This window comes from Acaryochloris thomasi RCC1774, from assembly GCF_003231495.1.
GTDB lineage: Bacteria > Cyanobacteriota > Cyanobacteriia > Thermosynechococcales > Thermosynechococcaceae > RCC1774.
In genome coordinates, this window is sequence record NZ_PQWO01000028.1 from 1 (window position 1) to 19,263 (window position 19,263).

The 19,263-nt window shown below is 49.8% G+C and carries 16 protein-coding genes and 3 pseudogenes; 4 read left to right on the top strand and 15 right to left on the bottom strand.

The genetic code is table 11. The features are described 5' to 3' along the window. Positions 1–986: 986 nt before the first annotated feature. Both C1752_RS24485 and C1752_RS24490 read left to right on the top strand, forming a co-directional pair. A pseudogene (locus C1752_RS24485) lies at positions 987–1,450 on the top strand (IS630 transposase-related protein); the annotation flags it as partial. A gap of 379 nt (positions 1,451–1,829) precedes the next feature. After that, a pseudogene (locus C1752_RS24490) lies at positions 1,830–2,711 on the top strand (IS630 family transposase). 4 nt (positions 2,712–2,715) lie between these two features. Here the strand turns inward: C1752_RS24490 and C1752_RS30385 are convergent. The 4 genes and pseudogenes from C1752_RS30385 to C1752_RS24510 form a co-directional block, all read right to left on the bottom strand. Beyond that, positions 2,716–3,008: pseudogene (locus tag C1752_RS30385) on the bottom strand (transposase family protein); the annotation flags it as partial. 2 nt (positions 3,009–3,010) lie between these two features. After that, on the bottom strand, positions 3,011–3,319 hold the full coding sequence (locus C1752_RS24500; RefSeq protein ID WP_110988681.1) for a transposase: 309 nt from the start codon (positions 3,317–3,319) through the stop codon (positions 3,011–3,013). Between the two features lie 102 nt (positions 3,320–3,421). Further along, positions 3,422–3,613, bottom strand: coding sequence for an NblA/ycf18 family protein (locus C1752_RS24505; protein ID WP_110988717.1), 192 nt, complete (start codon positions 3,611–3,613; stop codon positions 3,422–3,424). A gap of 269 nt (positions 3,614–3,882) precedes the next feature. Continuing rightward, positions 3,883–5,115, bottom strand: a complete 1,233-nt coding sequence (locus tag C1752_RS24510; RefSeq protein ID WP_110988682.1) for a serine/threonine-protein kinase — start codon at positions 5,113–5,115, stop codon at positions 3,883–3,885. 502 nt (positions 5,116–5,617) lie between these two features. On the opposite strand from C1752_RS24510, the gene C1752_RS24515 reads away from it, so the two are divergent. Next, positions 5,618–7,204 carry a response regulator transcription factor gene (locus C1752_RS24515; protein WP_110988683.1) on the top strand — a complete coding sequence of 529 codons (1,587 nt, stop codon included), beginning with the start codon at positions 5,618–5,620 and terminating at the stop codon, positions 7,202–7,204. Between the two features lie 25 nt (positions 7,205–7,229). Here the strand turns inward: C1752_RS24515 and cpcF are convergent, their stop codons facing one another. The 9 genes from cpcF to C1752_RS24560 form a co-directional block, all read right to left on the bottom strand. Then, positions 7,230–8,000, bottom strand: coding sequence for a C-phycocyanin alpha-cysteine-84 phycocyanobilin lyase subunit CpcF (gene cpcF, locus C1752_RS24520; protein ID WP_110988684.1), 771 nt, complete (start codon positions 7,998–8,000; stop codon positions 7,230–7,232). Positions 8,001–8,077: 77 nt separating this feature from the next. Beyond that, the gene (gene cpcE / locus C1752_RS24525; protein WP_233501872.1) at positions 8,078–8,890 is read right to left on the bottom strand and encodes a C-phycocyanin alpha-cysteine-84 phycocyanobilin lyase subunit CpcE; all 813 of its coding nucleotides are present in this window, start codon (positions 8,888–8,890) and stop codon (positions 8,078–8,080) included. A 175-nt stretch (positions 8,891–9,065) separates the two neighbouring features. Continuing rightward, positions 9,066–9,554, bottom strand: coding sequence for a C-phycocyanin subunit alpha (gene cpcA / locus C1752_RS24530; protein ID WP_110988686.1), 489 nt, complete (start codon positions 9,552–9,554; stop codon positions 9,066–9,068). 99 nt (positions 9,555–9,653) lie between these two features. After that, positions 9,654–10,169 carry a bilin-binding protein gene (locus tag C1752_RS24535; protein WP_110988687.1) on the bottom strand — a complete coding sequence of 172 codons (516 nt, stop codon included), beginning with the start codon at positions 10,167–10,169 and terminating at the stop codon, positions 9,654–9,656. Between the two features lie 603 nt (positions 10,170–10,772). Continuing rightward, a complete protein-coding gene (locus tag C1752_RS24540) occupies positions 10,773–11,501 on the bottom strand; it encodes a phycobilisome rod-core linker polypeptide (protein ID WP_110988688.1) in 729 nt (242 codons plus the stop codon). A gap of 450 nt (positions 11,502–11,951) precedes the next feature. Beyond that, on the bottom strand, positions 11,952–13,052 hold the full coding sequence (locus C1752_RS24545) for a ParB N-terminal domain-containing protein (RefSeq protein ID WP_233501873.1): 1,101 nt from the start codon (positions 13,050–13,052) through the stop codon (positions 11,952–11,954). Positions 13,053–13,408: 356 nt separating this feature from the next. After that, positions 13,409–14,272: a phycobilisome rod-core linker polypeptide gene (locus C1752_RS24550; protein ID WP_110988689.1), complete on the bottom strand. Its 864-nt coding sequence runs from the start codon at positions 14,270–14,272 to the stop codon at positions 13,409–13,411. 604 nt (positions 14,273–14,876) lie between these two features. Next, positions 14,877–15,566 carry a phycobilisome rod-core linker polypeptide gene (locus C1752_RS24555; protein WP_110988690.1) on the bottom strand — a complete coding sequence of 230 codons (690 nt, stop codon included), beginning with the start codon at positions 15,564–15,566 and terminating at the stop codon, positions 14,877–14,879. A 333-nt stretch (positions 15,567–15,899) separates the two neighbouring features. After that, positions 15,900–16,520 (bottom strand): phycobiliprotein lyase, encoded by a 621-nt coding sequence (locus C1752_RS24560; protein ID WP_110988691.1) that lies wholly within the window; start codon positions 16,518–16,520, stop codon positions 15,900–15,902. 608 nt (positions 16,521–17,128) lie between these two features. On the opposite strand from C1752_RS24560, the gene C1752_RS24565 reads away from it, so the two are divergent. Next, complete coding sequence (locus tag C1752_RS24565) at positions 17,129–17,554, top strand: hypothetical protein (RefSeq protein ID WP_110988692.1); 426 nt, start codon at positions 17,129–17,131, stop codon at positions 17,552–17,554. A gap of 56 nt (positions 17,555–17,610) precedes the next feature. Here C1752_RS24565 and C1752_RS24570 read toward each other — a convergent pair whose 3' ends face one another. Both C1752_RS24570 and cpcD read right to left on the bottom strand, forming a co-directional pair. Next, positions 17,611–18,822, bottom strand: coding sequence for a class I SAM-dependent methyltransferase (locus tag C1752_RS24570; RefSeq protein ID WP_110988693.1), 1,212 nt, complete (start codon positions 18,820–18,822; stop codon positions 17,611–17,613). Then, positions 18,822–19,259: a rod-capping linker protein CpcD gene (cpcD, locus tag C1752_RS24575; RefSeq protein WP_110988694.1), complete on the bottom strand. Its 438-nt coding sequence runs from the start codon at positions 19,257–19,259 to the stop codon at positions 18,822–18,824. The genes C1752_RS24570 and cpcD overlap by 1 nt, the downstream gene beginning before the upstream one ends. Between the last annotated feature and the right edge of the window lie 4 nt (positions 19,260–19,263).

Below are 19,263 nucleotides of genomic sequence, written 5' to 3' on the forward strand. Positions count from 1 at the left end.
AGTTACTAATAAAACACTACCCTTCTACACAAGTATACATAGTACATACAACGTATACTTGTACTTATCGCCCTGTGCGTGCTCCGCAAAATCGTCAAGAACTACTAGCCATTAGTTCGCAGCAGCTCCCCATTAGCAAACGTTTCAGCACTTATTTATTGTCTTCGGTAGCTTAGCACTCATAGTATGTACGGCGTTCTCTGCTCTTACATACTATACATAATAAATTTATACGCGCTAGGAATTTTCTAATGCTTGCACAAATCACAAACATCGGTACATCGAAACAACTAAAGCACTCTTTATTCAAGAGTTATATCTTCTCGCCTCAAAGAGAACAAATTAAATGAGACATATTACTTTTTCTAAAAGATACATAAAGAGACAAGATGAACTCAACCATGTATAGACGATCAATTGAATATACGCTATTAAAGCTCATTATTCTTGCGTCTTCAGTAAAGAGTCTAGGACATGAGGTCGCTCTCATAACATTTTCTAGGGCTGCCTCATTATATGCATCAGGAAGGGATGAAGATGCGCTCTATCAAAGCTACTAAGCAGTATCAACTATCTACAGGTGAAGAGAAAATACGATCTTACTCTTCTAGACGATGCCTATTGATGATACTCGAACACGGCTCTATTGGAAATTTCATCCACGTATATTAATAGCGGATACTAAGAATGGATAATATACGTCATTAATACTTAAGGCGATGTGCGACTAATCAATAACTAGGGTATCGAAGTGCAGCAACTCCCACCCCATCTGATGATTGAGAGAACAACAGACCGTGTGCGCCAGTATTTTTCGATTGATTCGACTGGTTAAATGCCATCGGTCCCTAGCCCACACCCTTTCAAAGTGAAATCGTTCACTCAACTGACTATTGACCGTCTCAATCAAACGCCTCAGTCGTTGCAGTAAGTGAGTACAAGCCTTGGGCTGTTTAGTCTTCATATTGGAGCGTACAGAGGAAGCGATACCAATGCCATACAGCTATAACCTTCGCCGCAAAGCCATTGACGCCATCAACAGCGGTCAACGCAAAGTAGACGTGTGTCGTATACTCAATATCAGTCGCAACACCCTACATCTATGGCTCCAGCGAGCGGAGTCTATCGGTGACGGCCAGGCCATCACAAACTATCAGCAAGGTAACCGTCATAAAATTACAGATTGGCCTCGTTTCCGCGAGTTTGCCCAGCAGCATTGTGACAAGACTCAAAGTCCAATGGCGGCTCTGTGGGGAGAGTCGGTGACGCAGCAAAACATCAGCGATGCCTTTCATAAGATTGGCTTTACTCGAAAAAAAAGACCTATGGTTATCAAGAACAAGATGAAGAGCAACGCCAAGCCTTTGTAGAACGTTTGCAAACGAAACAGCCTCATCAGATTGCCTATGTTGATGAAGCTGGTATTGATAATCGAGATGACTATCTCTATAGCTAGTCGTCCCTGAAAAACCCCTTGCATTTTGAAGGTATTTTGCTGCGGCCCCTGTATATCAGAGCTTCTAGAGACCCGATTTAGAGCACATAGATTTGTGAAAACACATGGATTGGGGGCTTCAAGCAATTAAGAAAAGCGCCATTTCACCAGTTTTTGCAAGGGGCAGCGAATTGACTTGCAATTTAGATCCACATTTTAGTGCCTGAAAGGCTGGTGATATATGGGCTAATGAGGTTTTTCAGGGACGACTAGCTACGGTCCAATCGGAGAACAGGTTCATGCCCTCAAGTTAGGGAAACGAACTGAGCGAGTCAGTTTTATAGCAGTACAAAATCATGTTAGTACTGTGTGACAGCATCATTATTTGAGACCCATGCCAGCTCCCTATAGCTATGACCTTCGCAGCAAAGCCATTGATGCCGTCAACAGTGGTCAGCGCAAAGCAGCAGTGTGTCGGATGTTCAATATCAGCCGCAACACTCTACATCTATGGCTTCAACGCCAATCATCAACAGGCGACTATCAGGCGAACACAAACTATCAACAAGGCAACCGACATAAGATCACAGATTGGCCGCGTTTTCGAGCTTTTGCCCAGCAACATAGTGGCAAAACTCAGGGAAATGGCAAAACTTTGGGGCGAGGGCGTCAGCCAGCAAAATATTAGCGATGCTTTTGTTAAAATCGGCTTCACGCGAAAAAAAAGACCTACGGTTATCAAGAACGAGATGAGCAACAACGCCAAGCCTTTGTAGAACGCCTCAAGACAAAGCGTCCTCATCAGATCGCCTATGTTGATGAAGCAGGCATAGATAATCGAGATGAATACCTCTATGGCTATGGTCCAATCGGGGACCGAGTTCATGCCCTCAAGTCAGGGAAACGGACAGAGCGAGTCAGTTTTATCTCAGCGCTCAAGAGCGGCAAAGTGTTTGCACCGATGACGTTTAGTGGCTCTTGCAACCGCTCATTATTTAAAATGTGGCTTCAGGAGAGTCTGCTGCCGCAGTTAAAGCCAGGAGATATCATTGTTATTGACAATGCCAGCTTTCATAAAGGCCAAGCGATAGAGGAGATGGTCACTGAGAAGGGCTGTGAGATTTGGTATCTGCCGCCCTATTCACCAGACCTCAACAAGATAGAACGATGGTGGTTTGTACTTAAAAATTGGATGAAGCAACGGTGGATGGAGTTTGACACCTTTCGAGACTGTGTCGATGCCGCCTTCAAAAATAGTCCTAACGTATATGCGTAATGCTATACACCTTCTTGAGCGCTATCTCCAACGGCTGAGGATGATAACCGTTGTCTAGCAAGATCGTTATTTTAGGAATGTTCACTGGCTTCGAGCGAAAATAATCGATGTTGTCAATCAGCATTTCCAATAAGCCAGCGTCGTCTGACAGATTCGCAGCGGTGCAGTGAGTAAAGAAGGGAAAAGGGTATCAACCGCTAGATGCCGCTTTATTCCATTGGTTGCTTTGTAGAAACAGAAGCCTTTGGACTCAACAGAGGCATTGCAGGTATTAATGACGGCCTGGGAGTCGGCCATCATTAATGTGGTCCATGTGGGCTTTTTTTAACCTGCTCTCGGACCCGCTCGTGCAGCAGCGTCATCAGCTTCTCGATGGAGCCGGCTTGAGGCCACTGATTGTAATGCCAAAATACCGTTGAATAGGGAGGCAGGTCTTTGGGTAAGTCTTGCCAATTGCAGCCATTCTTGAGTCGACAGAGCATCCCATTAATCAGGTCTCGATAGCCCCATGCAAGCGGACGGGTCTTCTTCTTGGGAGGCAGAACTTCTGGCAACAGCGGTTCGAGGATTTCCCATTCTGAATCAGTCAGACTACTGGAATAGGTCATGACACTTGGACTTGACGACACCTATCATTTCCGTCGATTAGAAAAAAGATTTCAAATGGGTTCTATACATACACCTAAGCACGGCAGTCAGTGCAGAAGATATCAAAAGATAGGATTGCCAATCTCCCATTCATTTTTGAGCAGTTCTTTGTAGAGAGTCTCGCGCACAATCATTTGCTCGTAGAGCTGCACTAGGAACTCCTGAGACTGCTCTCGACTCATTCCTTTGACCTGAGTCATAAAGGAGCGCAATTTAAACTGCTGTTCTAACGATAGCTGTACAGACTCACTCACAAACATTTGCTCCACTACGAAAAGGTCCAAACCTTAAGATGCTCAGCCTGTCAGGCAGAAAAAAGACTAGGTTAGCAATCTCAATTTGGCTTACTATATTATGCAAAGTAACAATTTTTTGACAAAATTGCTACAAATGTGATCGTTCTCATTGAGATATTATTCGTAGTGTTCCCTGCTCAGGGATTCAGCACACATTTGTGAAGCATCTTCTCCTCTCATCTGCAGAATCGGAGACAGGTTGACCCACGCTTCACTACGCTTTTGCCTCAGACCAGGAGATTCACCTCGAATTTGACTTCCGACAGGGCCAAGCTAGGATAAGCCGCCATATAGCCATGGCTAAACTCTTGAATCGCATCTAAGTAGCTAAACGCTTGGATCAGCTTCTCCCAACTAGGAGCGCCATGGAACTGAATGCCCCGCGCTACTGCGATCTTGCAGCACTCGTTGTAAGATCCATAGCGCTCGATTAATTCAGCTTTCTCTAGGGGGGTAGGCACAGGAACTAAGGGAAAGGGTTTTGGTTCGTCTGCTTTTGGAGAGCGGCCGGAGGAAGCGGTTGGCAGCGGCAACTGAAAGGAAACGCGATCGCTAGTCTCAGAGTTCGATAACAGCGTCGGCAGAGCCAGCCCCGTCCCTAAAAGCCCGAAGGCCCCTACAAATCGCAAAAACCTCCGTCTTGTCGGCACAGCGGCAGAACGTCGCGGTGTCTCGAAAAGTGTATTGATACTTCTCAGGGCTTCGGAAGCCGAACTATAGCGATCTCGCAGCTTATAACAAACCATCGTGTCGATCACGTTGGCCAGATCAGAACTAATTTTTGGATACCGACCCCAATTCACTTTGCCCGTGCGCTCATCAACATCGAAGGCTCGCTTCGTAGGATCAATGCCCGTCAGCGCCTGGAGCGCCACCATGCCCACAGCATAGACATCGCTACACAGATTGGGATATCCCTGGAGCTGTTCGGGGGGGATGTAGCCATCGGTCCCCACCACCGCATCTGAGCTAGTTTGACACTGCTGAATACTGCCAAAGTCAATTAGAACAATACTTTGGTCTGACTGACGCCGAATCAGGTTCTGCGGCTTCAGATCTCGGTGAATCACACCCTGACGATGGACAAACGCCAAGGTAGTCAAAATGTTCTGCAACAGCTCTAGCACCCGAGCTTCGCTCCAGTTCCGCCCCCATCGCAGCTCCCGGGCAAGGCTGCGACCCACAACAAATTCTTCAACCAAGTAAAAATCAGACCCATCCGTGAACGTTGTATATAGTTGAGGGATCTGTGTATAGTGTCCCAGCTTCTTAAGGGCATTCACTTCTTCTGTAAACAGATGGCGAGCCGTCTTAACGGTGAACGCATCGGTGTCCTGAGGCTGCAGTTTCTTGATCACGCAGCGCCGCTGTTGGGGATGACGCTGATCCTTAGCCAAAAAGGTCTGGCTAAAGCCGCCATCCTTAAATTCTTTAATGATTTTATAGCGACCTGCTAGCATAGTGCTCACCTTGCAAATGGAATATCGAGTTCTCGTGAAATAAGAGCGGCAGTGCCGCTATTCCCTTAATCAACAAAAGACAATAGATTCGATGTATTGACGTTGATGATCAGAAAATAGTGTCGAGCAAATTCACGCCAACCTTAAATATATTTCATAACTTATAAAGGCTTGCGATCGCAAAGTCTCAAACAATTATATTCTTCAGAAAAGTTAAGTTTCTTAGGCATCTGTATCAAAACATAGATCTTTATTGCTATTCTCAATAATCAGAGGATAAATCTCTTAACAGAGCTGTAGGAACTCACTAGGCTCACCAGTGTCGTCATTTTTCTACACAAAAATCAGACTCGATTAAGATCTGAGACAATCCGATCTTGCTGCTTCTCTCTTGACTCCTGTCTCGACACTGAAGGCGTTGACTTAGAGAAAAGTATAGGAATTAAATAAACGTTTTTAGATAGTCAGAAGGCATAAGAGCCTACATCTGATCGGTGCATCTATGAAAGTCTTATTAATAGAAAATGACAATTTACTGATTAAAGACTTGACCAAGTATTTGATGCTCCGCCGTTATATCTTAGATGTCGCCAAAGAGGGTGAAATGGGCTGGACCTATGGGTCAACCTTTGACTATGACCTAATCATATTAGATGTCGCAGTCCCAAAATTAGATGGCATTAGTCTGTGTAAACGGTTCCGTACAGAAGGCTTTACCACGCCGATCTTGCTGCTGTCGGATCAGGATACAACAACAGCGAAGGTCGAAGGACTAGATGCGGGCGCAGACGACTATGTCGTCAAGCCCTTTGAAGCAGCAGAACTCTTGGCACGTGTGCGCGCCTTACTACGGCGCAGCAGCACCAATCCCTTACCGATTCTCGCATGGGGAGATCTGCTGCTCAATCTCAGTACCTATGAAGTGAGCTACAACGGCCAGCCCTTAACGTTAAGCACCATGGAGTATGAGCTATTAGAGCTGCTGCTGCGCGACAGCCAACACGTCTTTAGCACCGATGAAATTATCGATCGCCTGTGGTCCTTAGAACAATTTCCATCGGAAGCCACCGTGCGCTCCCATATTCGGCGCGTGCGGCAAAAGCTAGTGGAATCCGGTGCCCCGAAAGATTTTATTGCCACAGTCCACGGGCGGGGGTATTACCTGAAGGCCTCCAAGCGAGAAGAGGCATCCCCGTCCTCAACCATACCGGCTCAGGCTTTACCCTTCTCTGAGCCCCATTCTCTCCTGAGGCCCGCAAGGCAGAATCAGCCGACGACGCACCGCACCCGAAACTTAATCCTCATGAGTTCAGATGTCGACATTAGTCACTCCCTGGTGCAGGCAGCAGAAAAGCATGGTCTGCATCTTCAAAGCCTGTCAGGTCTACCACAGCAATCAGGCTTAGATTTACAGGCCTCTAACGGTGAATTTATCACGCAATATCCCGATGCAATTTTGTTTCAGTTCCCTTCAGAATCGCGGCGGGGAGACACGGCCCGCAAACCCATGGATCAGTCAAGCGAACTGTCAAAAACATGGCGTTTTTTTAGCCACTATTATCCAGACGTACCTGTGTTGGTGATGGCTGAGCAGGGAGAGTTACGCGATCGCATCGAGGTTCTCCGTTGGGGCGGGCGGCTATTCCTAGAGCTGGGGCAGCCAGAGCAGGTCATTGAGGCGGTTGTCCAGTTTTTAGACCGGCTCAATCGATCCAGCAAAGTCATGGTTCTAGATGACGATCAAGATTGGCTATACGCCGTGACCACGCTGCTGAAGCCGTGGGGTTTTAAGGTCACGACCCTCGCCGATCCACAGCAGTTTTGGACCGTGATTAAAGCGGTGATGCCCGATGCCCTTGTCCTAGACCTACATCTATCTGAGGTGAGCGGGCTAGAAATTTGCGGGCTGCTGCGCAGCGATCCGGTTTGGTGCCAGTTGCCCATACTCTTCCTCAGTGCTCCCGCCGATGCCGCCACTCAACGCCAAGCTTTTAAAGCAGGTGCAGACGACTATCTACATAAACCAATCATGGGATTCGAGCTAGCCGAGCGCATTCTCAATCGGCTACAGCGCCGAGCAGCGCCGTAGCGACCAGGCCGCTGCGTTTATATTGTCAGACTATCGCGCTGAGAGTAACGCCCACAGTACTTTGCTCAAACGCCCGCAGCTGATCTCGAATCACAGTCCAGTCCTTTTCGGTCAGGGGTGAAGGCTGTTCAGCCCTTGCTGTTGTCGTCTGATCGTCCATAGATTGCAGGTGCTGCTGCGCCATCTGAACGCGGGCACGCACGGCGAGACTGTGTTCAGATGGCAGCATCTGCGCTAGCTGGGTCTGAATTTGCGAGCATCTTTCCTCAGTCCTCGGCCATTGGTGGCTGGCAAACTGCTGCAGACCCACCACTGCGGCATAGCGAACGACCCATTCATCATCCTGTTGGGCAATTTGCAATAGCGCCGACAGCGCAATAGTCTGAGCCGGCTGCAAAAGCGAAGCCGGAAAACCGTCCCACTGGATAGAACCGAGACCCTTCGTTGCCGCCCGTCTGACGCTGACTGCAAAGTCAGAGGTGGCAGCCTCTAATAAAATTGCCATCCCCCTCGGGTCGCCAATCTCGGCCAGTGCCCGAATGGCCCAGGCTCTAGCCGTATAGTTGTGACCGTCAAGCTGCGCCATAATCGCTGGGACCGACGCGGTCCCCAACTGTACAAGTCCGCTAACGGATGCGATCGCAGCGCCAGGATTGTTGTAGCTCAGGGCCGCAATTAGGGTCGGAATCGCACCCTCTAGACCCGCCCCTGCCAAATTTTGCACAGCTCGAAACAGTGATGCAGAGGAATCAGCAGCATCAACGGCCTCAATTAAAGAAGCAAGATCGTCAGCCATAGGGAAAATCAGTCGTTAACATCCAAAGTCTTTTGCGTGCCGTTATTTTTTGTGCTGCTGCGGTTCAGGGTAGCCCCCTACAGTAAACCATCCATCAAGGTCATCACCTCCACGGCCTCGGCAGAGAGGTCAGGCCCAGAAACCTGCTTTTCTAATACGCCTTTGAGGGCGATCAGCTTCAAACTATTTTCAGCCGGGGTGCGTGCGATCGCAACCGCCGCCGGCAAATATCCAATGGCTCCCAAATCAGAGAGCACCACCCGTCGGAGCGACAGATTGTCATGGGACAGCGCCTGCACCAGCCCCTCCCCATATTGGCGAGCAGCCTGAGGATCTGAGGTCAGTTGAAACATCGCACGCAAGGCCGCATATTGAATGCGCGGAACACTGTGATCTAAAAAGGGTTCAATTAAAGACCGCGCCTCTTGCGCCCCCAGCGTCCCCAACGCTTCAATAATCGCCTCAAAGGGTTGGACTAGATGCGGAGGTTCCGGTGCCGGTAGCGTCCCAGGGACCTGATCATTGAGCAATGCCACGAGCCGCGCAATACAGTCTGGATGGCCTAAACTTTCGAGTGCCTGCGCCGCCGCTTCGCGCACATAAAAGTCAGAACACTCTAGAGCCACCAGCAAAGCTGAGACTGCCCTTTGATGCCCCAGCTTCCCTAGCGCCCTAGCCGCATTGCGCCGGAGGGGATATCCACCAGCCTCTGTGCGATCGTCCTCATCCGCTAAGGCTGCAATTAAGCCATCCACGGCATCCGGTGTATCCACCCGAAACCGTCCTAGCCACCAAGCCGCATAGACGCGTAGCCCTAGGTCCTCTCCCTGTAAATGATCAACAGCCTGCTCAACCGTAAGCTGCTGATTTTCCTGCTCGCATGTATCCACAGCTATCCCTCAAAAAAAAACCGGAGAAATGCTCGCGTTAGCGATCGCATCTTCTCCGGAAAAGCAATGACCAATACAAGGTGGCCCGAGTATATGTTTAGCCGTGATGACAGGCCCAGCAGGTGCAAAAAGCCGCGACAGTTTGCGATTGCCAGGCCATCGAGGTTAAGCGATCTTAGCTGAGCGCATTAACAGCGTGGTCAATATAGGAGTTCGCTTCCAAAGCAGCATCTCCATTCAAGCCATGATTTGACTTGATGTACTTAAGCGCTTCAACATACCAGCTCGGTGATAGCTCAAAAGTGCGGTTAATTTCAGCGACGCCGCTGAGCAAGTACTCATCCATAGGGCCAGTACCACCAGCCACGCAGCAGTAAGTCACCATCCGTAGGTAGTAACCAATATCACGGGCACACTTATCTTTCCCTCTAGGGGTTGAAGAATAGTTATCGCCATCTAGCTGAGTGGTGTAAGGGAACTTTGAATACACCGCAGAAGCAGCACCACTGATGAGGCTATCAGCTTTGCCTGTTAGGGCTTTTGCAGCCTGTAAACCTGCAGTTGCTTGCTTGTAGCGGCCAAACGCAACCTGCATTTCGCTATTGGTGAGAAATTGGCCTTGAGAATCCGCAGAAGCCAGTGCTTCAGTCAAAGGGGTTTTCATTAATTATCTCCCGAAAAGAATTGAGTTCACGAGTAGGGTGACTCGCGATTGAGGTCATGCCCTCATCACGAGCCAAAAAGACAAGCAGTCTGAAGCAGACTACACAGCGCGAGCGGCTAGATCAAAGTAACTGCCAACTTCAGCGATCAGGTTGGAGCAGTCCCCTTGAGTAAAGGCACTTGGGTCGCTGATGAGCGCAACGCCCTCATCCTTCATGTTCTTAACCGCAGCTGACATCGAAGAACTAGGAACGCCTAGAGCTTGATAGGTTTCCTTGAGGCCATTCAAGCAGCGGTCCTCTAAGATACTGGCATCGCCAGCAAAGGCAGCATAGGTGATATAGCGCAGAATGATCTCTAAATCACGCAGGCAAGCAGCCATCCGTCGGTTGGTGTAGGCATTCCCACCGGGAGCGATTAGAGCAGGCTGACTGTCAAACAACGCGCGGGCTGCATTCGACACGATGGTCGAAGAATTGCTAGTTAAAGTATTGACAACATCCAAACGCTTGTTGCCATCTGAAACCATCGCCTGTAGGGCGTCGATTTGAGAATCATCGAGGAAGTCACCCCGCGTGTCAGCCTGAGAGACTACTTTTGCAAATGCATCCAACATAAAATTCAACTCTCCTAGAATGGATATGGGAGTACGCTTTATAAGCCAATACAATGGCGCGGCAAAAAGCTCAAGACTTAAAGTCTCTGAGCCTGCCTGAAGCAGGTAAAGCAGTGAAACGGGCCTTTGCCCTGCCTTCATCCCTAAAGCAGATGAAGGACTTTACCTATCTTTTTGTAGTAATGAAACTTTGTTGCATTACTTTGTTTGTACTATGTCGCAGGTTCCTTATTTATTACGAATTATAAAAAACCAGGGCTTCTATGAAGACCATAAATCGAGCGAATAATCGCTAGAGCCCAGAAACTACAAGCAGTTTGCGCCTCATCATAGCGCAATAAATCTAAAATATATTACTGCCCATATTAGCCAACCTTCTTCAAACTTCTTCGCTTTACTATAAGGTTGGCCAGCAGAAAATCTTTAAGCCGAGGCAACAGAAGGCTGACTCGACTCAAGACTGAGATGGGACTGAACCAGAGAAGACTCTCGGTGCCCCGCTTCCCCATCCTACGCATCTAATAGGTAAAGAGGGAATGGACAGGTAAAGTGCCCCCGTCCATAGACTTACATCTATAGATGAAGGGTCAGGCCGTAGACCGACTATCCGGCTGGCGCATGCAGTACCAGCCACAACGCCGCTGCCGCTACAACAGAGATAGCAACGATTAGCAGACGTTTTTCATCCGAGCCCAGATTTAGGCGCAGGCCAGAACCACTCAGCCCTGACGCTCGGAGAGGGTCCTCACGACTCGGGCGAGGCAGCTGATCGCGATAATCAGTGCCGTAGCGGGCCGTATGGGCAAAGGTCCATTCGCCCTGCGTTCGCTGCGGCAAAACCCGACGCCGCTGGTAAGGAACCGTATGCTCGCCAAAGTGCCGCATGTATTCATCACTGTCAATCAGCTCGGCAATGAAGCCCTGCAGTCCCCTTGTAGCCAAGATAATCGACCAAGCAAGCTTCTCCCGTTCGCTGTAGACCTGCCGACCCAGAATCCGCTGCACACACAGTTCAGTAAATCGATAGTTATTGTTGACCTCATAGTTGAGTCGGCGAAAAGCATCAGATGTAGCCAAACCACGAATAAATTCTCGCACCGTTATTTGCCCAATCATGAGCTGCGACTCTAGAAAGGTTTGACGACAGAAAGACAGCATCTGCTGCTCGTGGAAGATCTGTAGATAGGCAGCCTCAATCAGGTCGCCTTTCTCACTCACCGACAGTGAACGCTCTGTCGAATAGAGTCGGGGTTGCTCATCACCAGGAAGCTCAAATCCTGGGACACGAGTATTTCGAGAGGTCGGAGTAAACTCCAGTAAAGGTAATGGCATATTCAACGCACCTCCAACGAGTGTAATGGACTCCAAAAGTTCAATACGAATCTAATGGCACCCGCCCCGGCAGCAATCCTAGCCCCGCATTCAGGCCACCAAACTACGGCAAAACAGAATCGTTCAACGTCCCGCATCTTTTCTTAAAATCGGCGTTCAAGCTCCGCAGGCCATCGCTCCAACAATGAGTGCCGAAGACGTGAGGGTTGATACGAAAAAATGTCTAGAGCCCCAATATCAAAGGTTCCTGACTCTGATTTTAAAGCGGATAATATTGACTTTTAAAGCCTAGGCCTCAATCATAAGGTAAATAAGTATTTTTGCTTAAGCAATTCGACTATAAATTAGGAATTATTCACAATAAGGCGATCCAAGCAACATCGACGGCTTGTCACACCCTGCGGCCCACCGCTGTGGAGACGGGGTCGCATAGAGTCACAGGAGCTATGCTTAGAGCTTATGAATGGGTTGCCCGGTCACGGCCCAGGCTGCAAGGGCTTCTCGACAGCGGCTTGGGTCAGGCTCGGCACAGAAGCTGCTGCAGTCCATTTCTTCAATCAACAGAAAGCTCGAAGGGTCGGGCAAGTTCAGCATCACCACCGTATCCTCTGCATCCGTAGTGCCGGAGAGGCTATTGTAGATAATGTTCCGCAGCGTTTCTAAGTGAATCTCTCCAAGATGCTGACTGTAGAAGGCCAACACGCTTTGGGCCTCCAGCGGCAGACTGGGTAACCATTCCTCAGAGGTCGAGGGAAACAACAGCAACAGGGTAATCTCGGCAGGCAGCAAGGCTTGAAGTTTACGAGAGGATTGATTCCCACAAAAAAGCCGATGGCGACGGCCCAACAGCCAGGTCTCACCTTTTTTGACCGTGGGCGGTTCAACGCTCACCAACGGCGCTGCAGGGGATGGCTTTTGATGTCTGTTCCTGGTTCTAGAAGAGAGGCTGCCGCCAATATTGCTGACATCGACGGTATAGGTTTTTCCGCCCCTTTGAGCGAGACGAGGTGAGGGTTCAGAAACATCAGGCGCAGCGGGCTCACCCTTTCGGCCCTGCCGTTCTTGGCGCAGCTGACCTACGAACGGATGGCTCACGTGACAACGCGCGGCAATTTCGCGATCGCTCCACTGTCGCCACTCTGGGTCATCAAGCAGAGTTTCGACCACCCGCCGCTTATCGGCATTAGACCGCCGCAGACCGTGGGTCGCGTTGGCCCCTGCACTATACAAAATGGCATCTCGCCGTGTACCGGCTTTCACTTCAGCCGCAATTTCCTTCCGCTCAGCCACTTCATGGGCTTTAACGCGATGAAAACCGTCGGCGAGCCAATAGCTCTCGCCATCGTAGAACAAAGTAACAGGCGGGAACTGCTCCCCCTCGTTTAGACTACGGCGATAGGTCTCTAGGGTTTCTGGGTCCAAACAGGCACGAGACTGAGTACCACCATCCCGACGAATGCTTTGAATACGGATCCAGTCAACCTGGACTGTAGAGACGTCGGTCCCTGCTTCTAGACGGCGCGACTTCGGATGGGATTGGATCGCAGACATGGACGCTCTTGGATAAGGCCAACCAAAAATGTAAAGAAATATATCTGGTAATCTTAACAGATACATTTCCTTGTATAGGCCAATGAGAGTCATTGAGTATACGAACCTGTTCTGCTGACCGTCTATAGAACAGTCAGTATAGGTAGGACAGCCCTTAGGGATATTCTTCCCCTCCTTAGGTCTGGAGTCAGGATATCCGGCAATCGCTGCATGAGCAGAGACGCATCGACAGAAAACGGTTATCCAGTTTAGCCTTTGCAAAACGCACTCAAAAAAGGCTTCCACTTGTCTCAGTGGAAGCCTTCAGAAATGTCTTGATTTAAAGCATGGCCAGCGAGTAAGCCGCTGGCATTGAGCTAAGAGCTAAATAAAGCAACAGCTCCGACAAGAGTAATCAGTACCGAAATAATCAGCACAGGTGCTAACAGCTCAGTGAACTTGATTTGACCACCATCGGACGTTGAAGAGGAGGAGGAGCGGCTAACGCGAGCTGCTGCAGGACGGGCTGCAGGACGGGCTGCAGGACGAGGAGCTGCTGCAGGACGACGGGCTGCTGCAGGACGAGCAAAGGTACCACCGGAAGGACGCTGAACCCGAGTTTTGGCACTCGATCGTCGAGAAGAACGATTAGATCGCCCAGAACCGGATAGCTGGTTTCTGTAGTCGTCGCCATAGCGAGCTTCGTGGGCAAACGTCACCTCGCCTTCGGTTCGCTGCTGTAGAATCCGGCGTCTTTGGTAGGGCACCGTATACTCGCCAAAGTTATCGAGGTATTCATCACTCTCTAGCAGGGCATTCACAAAACCATTGAGGCCTTTAGTAGCCAAGACGATAGACCAAGCAATGGTTTCACGATCGCTATAAACCTGTCGGCCGAGAAGGCGCTGCACACAAAGCTCAGCGAAGCGGTAATTGTTGTTGACATCAAAGTTGAGACGACGAAAAGAATCAGAGGTGGTGAGGCCCCGAATAAAGTCTTTGACGGTGATCTGGCCGGTCTTCAGCTGAGATTCTAGAGCGGTCTGGCGATTGAAGTCCAGCATTTGCTGCTCATGGAAAATCTGTAGATAGGCAGCCTCAATCAAAGTCTCCATGTCACCGGGTGACAGAACATTCTCAATGGTAAAAACCCTGGGCTGCTCATCACCAGGAACATCGAAACGAGAAGAGACACGCGTATTCTGAGACGTAGGAGCATATTCCAGCAACGGCAACGGCATATTCAAAACACCTCAAAAATGAATGATTTACAAAAATGAATGATTGATATGAAAGACCCCGACGTTAATAAAACGCACCAGCCTTCGGCAGTCGTCACTATTGAATAGAATAGCCATGAGCCTACAATGAAGCTTCAATGCGCTGATGGAGAAAGCTTATGGCTGATTTGCCACAGGCAATAACTCGGTCACTGCCATCGTGGCTTTAAATAGCACTGGCAAAGGGTGAGATCTCTAGTGCTCATCATACGCTAGTGCCCACACATTAATTTACGAAGTTATTTGAAGGCGAAATGAGAGTTCATCAAAAATTCTCAAGGGAATTGCGACCCTACAGCATCACAACATCACCTCAACCGGCGCAGGTTTCTCTATCCATATCTTTCATGCTGCTGCACCTCGCTAAACCCGCATCTCTAATCCATAGAGTGGTCTGATCGCCTAAAGCTCTAGCACCGGAGAAAAGTGGTGTCGGATTAGACGTATCGGTGAGCGCGTGTCCCCTTTCACCCAGGTGAATTCCATAATTTGACCAGCCGTCAACAATAACTGATCAAATTATGGAGACATTCCCACTGAAGTCATATGCACCAACGACGAAGTCTCAGCGACTCGCTCCAACCCTGGTCGCCCTGGTCATAAAGTTTAGAATTCGAGTTGTTGTTTTTTTCTTCGATTTCGCTGCGCTACGTTGAGAGCGATTAGAGCGTTCAGCACTCGCCTGCTGATTCCGGTAATCAGTACCGTAGCGGGGCATATGGGCAAAGGTCACCTCGCCTTCGGCTCGCTGCTGTAAGACCCGACGTCTTTGATACGGAACGGTATATTCACCAAAGTTATCGAGATATTCGTCACTCTCGAGTAGTGCGTTAATGAAGCCGTTCAGACCTTTGTTCGCTAGCACAATAGACCAAGCGATTGTTTCCCGATCGCTGTACACCTGTCGGCCTAAAATCCGCTGAACACAGAGTTCAGAAAATCGGTAATTGTTGTTGACATCAAAGTTGAGACGGCGAAAAGAATCAGAGGTAGCCAGACCTCTAATAAAATCTTTGACGGTGATCTGGCCGGTCTTCAGCTGAGATTCTAGAGTCGTCTGGCGATTAAAGTCCAGCATCTGCTGCTCGTGAAAAAGCTGCAAATAGGCAGCCTCAATCAAGGTCTCAATGTCGCTCGGTTCAAATAGATCGTCTGTTGAAAAAACCCGTGGCTGTTCATCGCCAGGAACATCAAACCGAGAGGAGACACGCGTATTCTGAGAGGTAGGAGAATATTCCAGCAATGGCAACGGCATGTTTAAAACACCTCAAAAATTAATAATTTATAGGAAAAACCTCGACGTTAATACAAAGCGTCAGCATTCGGCAGCTGCAAATAATGAATGAATGATAGTAATGAACCGACGATCGAGCTTGGACTCACTAACGAAAAATGCTTATGTTTTCCATTAGCTGTCACTCAGTCCTTGCTATCGAGACCTGAAGCAGCACTAGCGTATAGCGAGATCTTTAGTCGCTATCATACGCTAGTGCACATACATTAATTCACAAATTTATTTAAAGAAACAATGCACAGTTCATAGAGAATCCCTATCCCTGCAGATCTAAACAATCTGGCATAAGCAGATTTACGAACCGAGACGTGAATAATCTTGCGAGGGCGAATCTGCTACTGCATCGGAGGATAAGCTTGATTGGACAGCTTGAGCGGCAGGTGGAACTGAAGCGAGCCCACGCCGTAATTCAGTACAGAAGGTTGCGGTGGTGAAAGATTCGAACCTTTTTACGGTACTGGTTCGCATACGGAGATTCGGACTGGCAAACCAAAAGCGCTCCACTGAACTCATCACTTCGTATTCGGTCGTGAGGACAAGAGCATCCTGTTCATCCATGTAGTATTGCCCAGCCACGGGAACCGTTTCGGCATAGCCCTGTTCTCTGAGGAGTTTCCCCCGTCGGGGATGGTCAGCATCTGGAATCAGCGCAAAGACACTGGAGGAGTCATGGCTTTCATTTTCTTTATCCCACGCCATTGAACCTTTCCAGCCTACGTACGCGCCACCCACGGCCAAACTGGAGTCGACACCATGCAGTTGACAAAGCTCGACAATGCGCGGATCGCTTGCGGGCAGGGCCTCGACCTGAATCTCAAATTGACCCGATTCAGCCTTTTTGAAGGCCAGATGATGTGTGGTCCGATGAGATTGCCATGTGCCAGTACTCAGTTCAAAAAACGCCATTACATCCATTTTTTATACTCTGCTAAAAGCTGTACTTTCTCGCACCCGATATCACAGTTCACCCAGATAAAGGGCGATCCGTTGAATAGTCGATTCGCCATAGCCAGAATGTTAGGGCGGAGGAGGATGTGGGCTGATATCCCACAGGAAGTTAGATTTGGGGCCGCAATAACGGCGCTTGATGTCTCAGGCTGATTGGGGCCATCGACTGACTTTAAGTATGCAGTGGGGCGAACACAAGTTCAAGCCCACAGAACGATTAAGACTGAGAAGGGCCTCAATATCGAGAGGTAAGATGATAGCCATCAACACAGCGCCTGCCTCCTCAACAGAATCAGTACTCAACCACCGCACAAATATTGCACATCAGCTTGAGTAAAATTTGGCGTAGCGCTGGAGACAGCGTCTAGCCCCTCAATTACAACAGAGCGCGAGGAATATAACTTCTATAGAGCAGTGAAAATACTGTACAAGAAGTGTTGCGTTGGGATCTGGTTGAAAAATATCGCCCAGACCGATAAGGATGGGGCGATCCTCCCTAGCGCCACGGCTTGAAGACCGTCTTCTAGATTTCTTCATCTGCTGTTTGGTACTTAGCCAGTTAATGGATTGTTGCCATGAAGCCATTCCCCAAGAGCGACGTCAAATCTGATGCCTATTTATGGGCGCTCTCCCAAGCCTCAGACGCGAGGCTTGGGTCAGGTGCCAATCACTGGCAGAAAGCAGAGAGACTGCACTATTGCTCTGATTTGCTCAACGAGATCGCCCACCACTACCACCTCTATGCAGAACTGTATGCAAGACAAGGCAATCTGACCAAGACTCAAGACTGTCTGGCAAAGGCCCAGGATTTGCAAGCGATCGCAACCCATAGCCACAGATCTGAGCGACGGGAGTGGCAACTAGCCCACCAGGCAAAGCAATCGGCTCAGCAGTCTCAAAGCCTGATTCAACAGGGATTTCTGCGGATGGCTACGGTCTATCTAGTCGGTTGTTTATCGGTGATTATACTGGGCGCAAGAATGCTTTTTTATACACAATAGGCGGTACAACGTTGGATGAGCCCAGCGATGGTTTAGCGTACCCGAGCGCTGCTGATTTAGGCTTCGGCAGGGGAAGGCGTTAAGAGAATCAACTGCTGTCGGTGCAGCGATCGCACAACCTCTAGGCTACTGTCGATTTCCTGGAGCAGCTCACCCACGCTTTTCAGCGAGTTTTGATTGCCGTCACAGATCAGCAAGAAGTCCCATTCTGATGGCTCTAGCTTGATGAGGTCGTAATTAGGCCCGAAGAACTGGGGACTGTCGCGCCAGTGCTCTAAACAGGGGCTCGGTTCAGGGATGGCCCGCAGGAGCTGTTCATCAATAGTCCAGGTCTGCTGAGGCAGGGGGGATCGAGCCAGGAAAAATTCGTAGTGTGAGATGGCGGAGGGATCTAAAAGCTCGATCAGGCGATAGGTTTGGCGATCGCTGAGGGTCTGCGCCCGTTCTAAAAGGTCAGGCGCTCTGCTGATCAGCCGGTTTAAATCCCAAACGCGAGGATTAGAAAAACCAATAAACTCAAGCCCAGAGGCATCAATCAACTCGAAGAGCGTCGGGATGCTGTAGTCAATCTCTTGGGGATGAACGTACATATCGGCAAAGTAGCCGTCCCGATGGTTTTCCAATGACCAGCGCTCTTGCTCACGCTGACGCAGGCGGTTCTCGGCCGGCAAGGTCTCAAAGAGCTGCCGCCCCACTTGAACGCCATCTTGATAGTCGCCCCGCTGATCGCCCTGCAAAAGTGCGATCGCCTCTTGCATCAGCTTAATTTCCCAACGGCCCAGTTCGCCGTAGACGAAAATATGCATCAGGCCCCCAGGCGCCAGCTTCTGCGCCAGAGCCTGCAGACCCCGGATCGGATCTGCAGTATGGTGCAGCACGCCGACGCAGTTGATCAAATCAAACTGCCCCGGCAATTGTGCCACATCAAACAAGCTAAGGGGATGGAATTGAGCACGCTCAGCTCCTGACTTCTGGCAGCGCGCTTGGGCCACCGCCAGTGCCTCAACACTTAAGTCAATCCCCACCACCTCAGCGGTGGGGTTCAGGTGCACAAGATACTCTGTCCCCACCCCCGTACCGCACCCTGCATCCAGAATCCGAACATTTTGCCGGGCAGGCTTTTGCCCTGTGCAAAAGTGATAGGCCGTCAGCCAATTCCACCGCCAGTTATGGCCGGGTGGGGGATGATCTAACAGAGGTTCTGGTGGAAAGGGATAGGTATTATAGAGCTGCGCAACGGCCGCACTCACGGAAGACACGTCAGACATTAGGCCGGAGACACGTCCACAACCCGATTTCCGCGCTGATTGAGTCGCTGCAGGGTAGACGAGAGCTGTCCCCGAGAAACAACGCATTCGTTCATGCTGCGCCGCACCTGCGGCGTGCCGGGACGACCTGACTGCGCAAACCGCACCCGATAGAGGGACTCCTGATTCGGCGCAAAGGACCGCAGTGCTTTTTTGCGCGTCTTACCCACGGGGGTGCTGCCGTCCAGCGGGCGGATGCTGACGATTTTGCCGCCCAGACGACTAATGCGCTGCATCTCTTCATTCATGCGGCGATAGGGAACCTTCAGCAAGACGGCGCTATCCCGAATCTCATGGCTGTTGCCTTCAGTTTGGTCGTTTTGCCGCAGTCCTTCGACTTCGTAAATAAAGACGCGACTGTTGGCAGAAGATGGGGCACTCTGGAATTTTCCTAGCATGGCT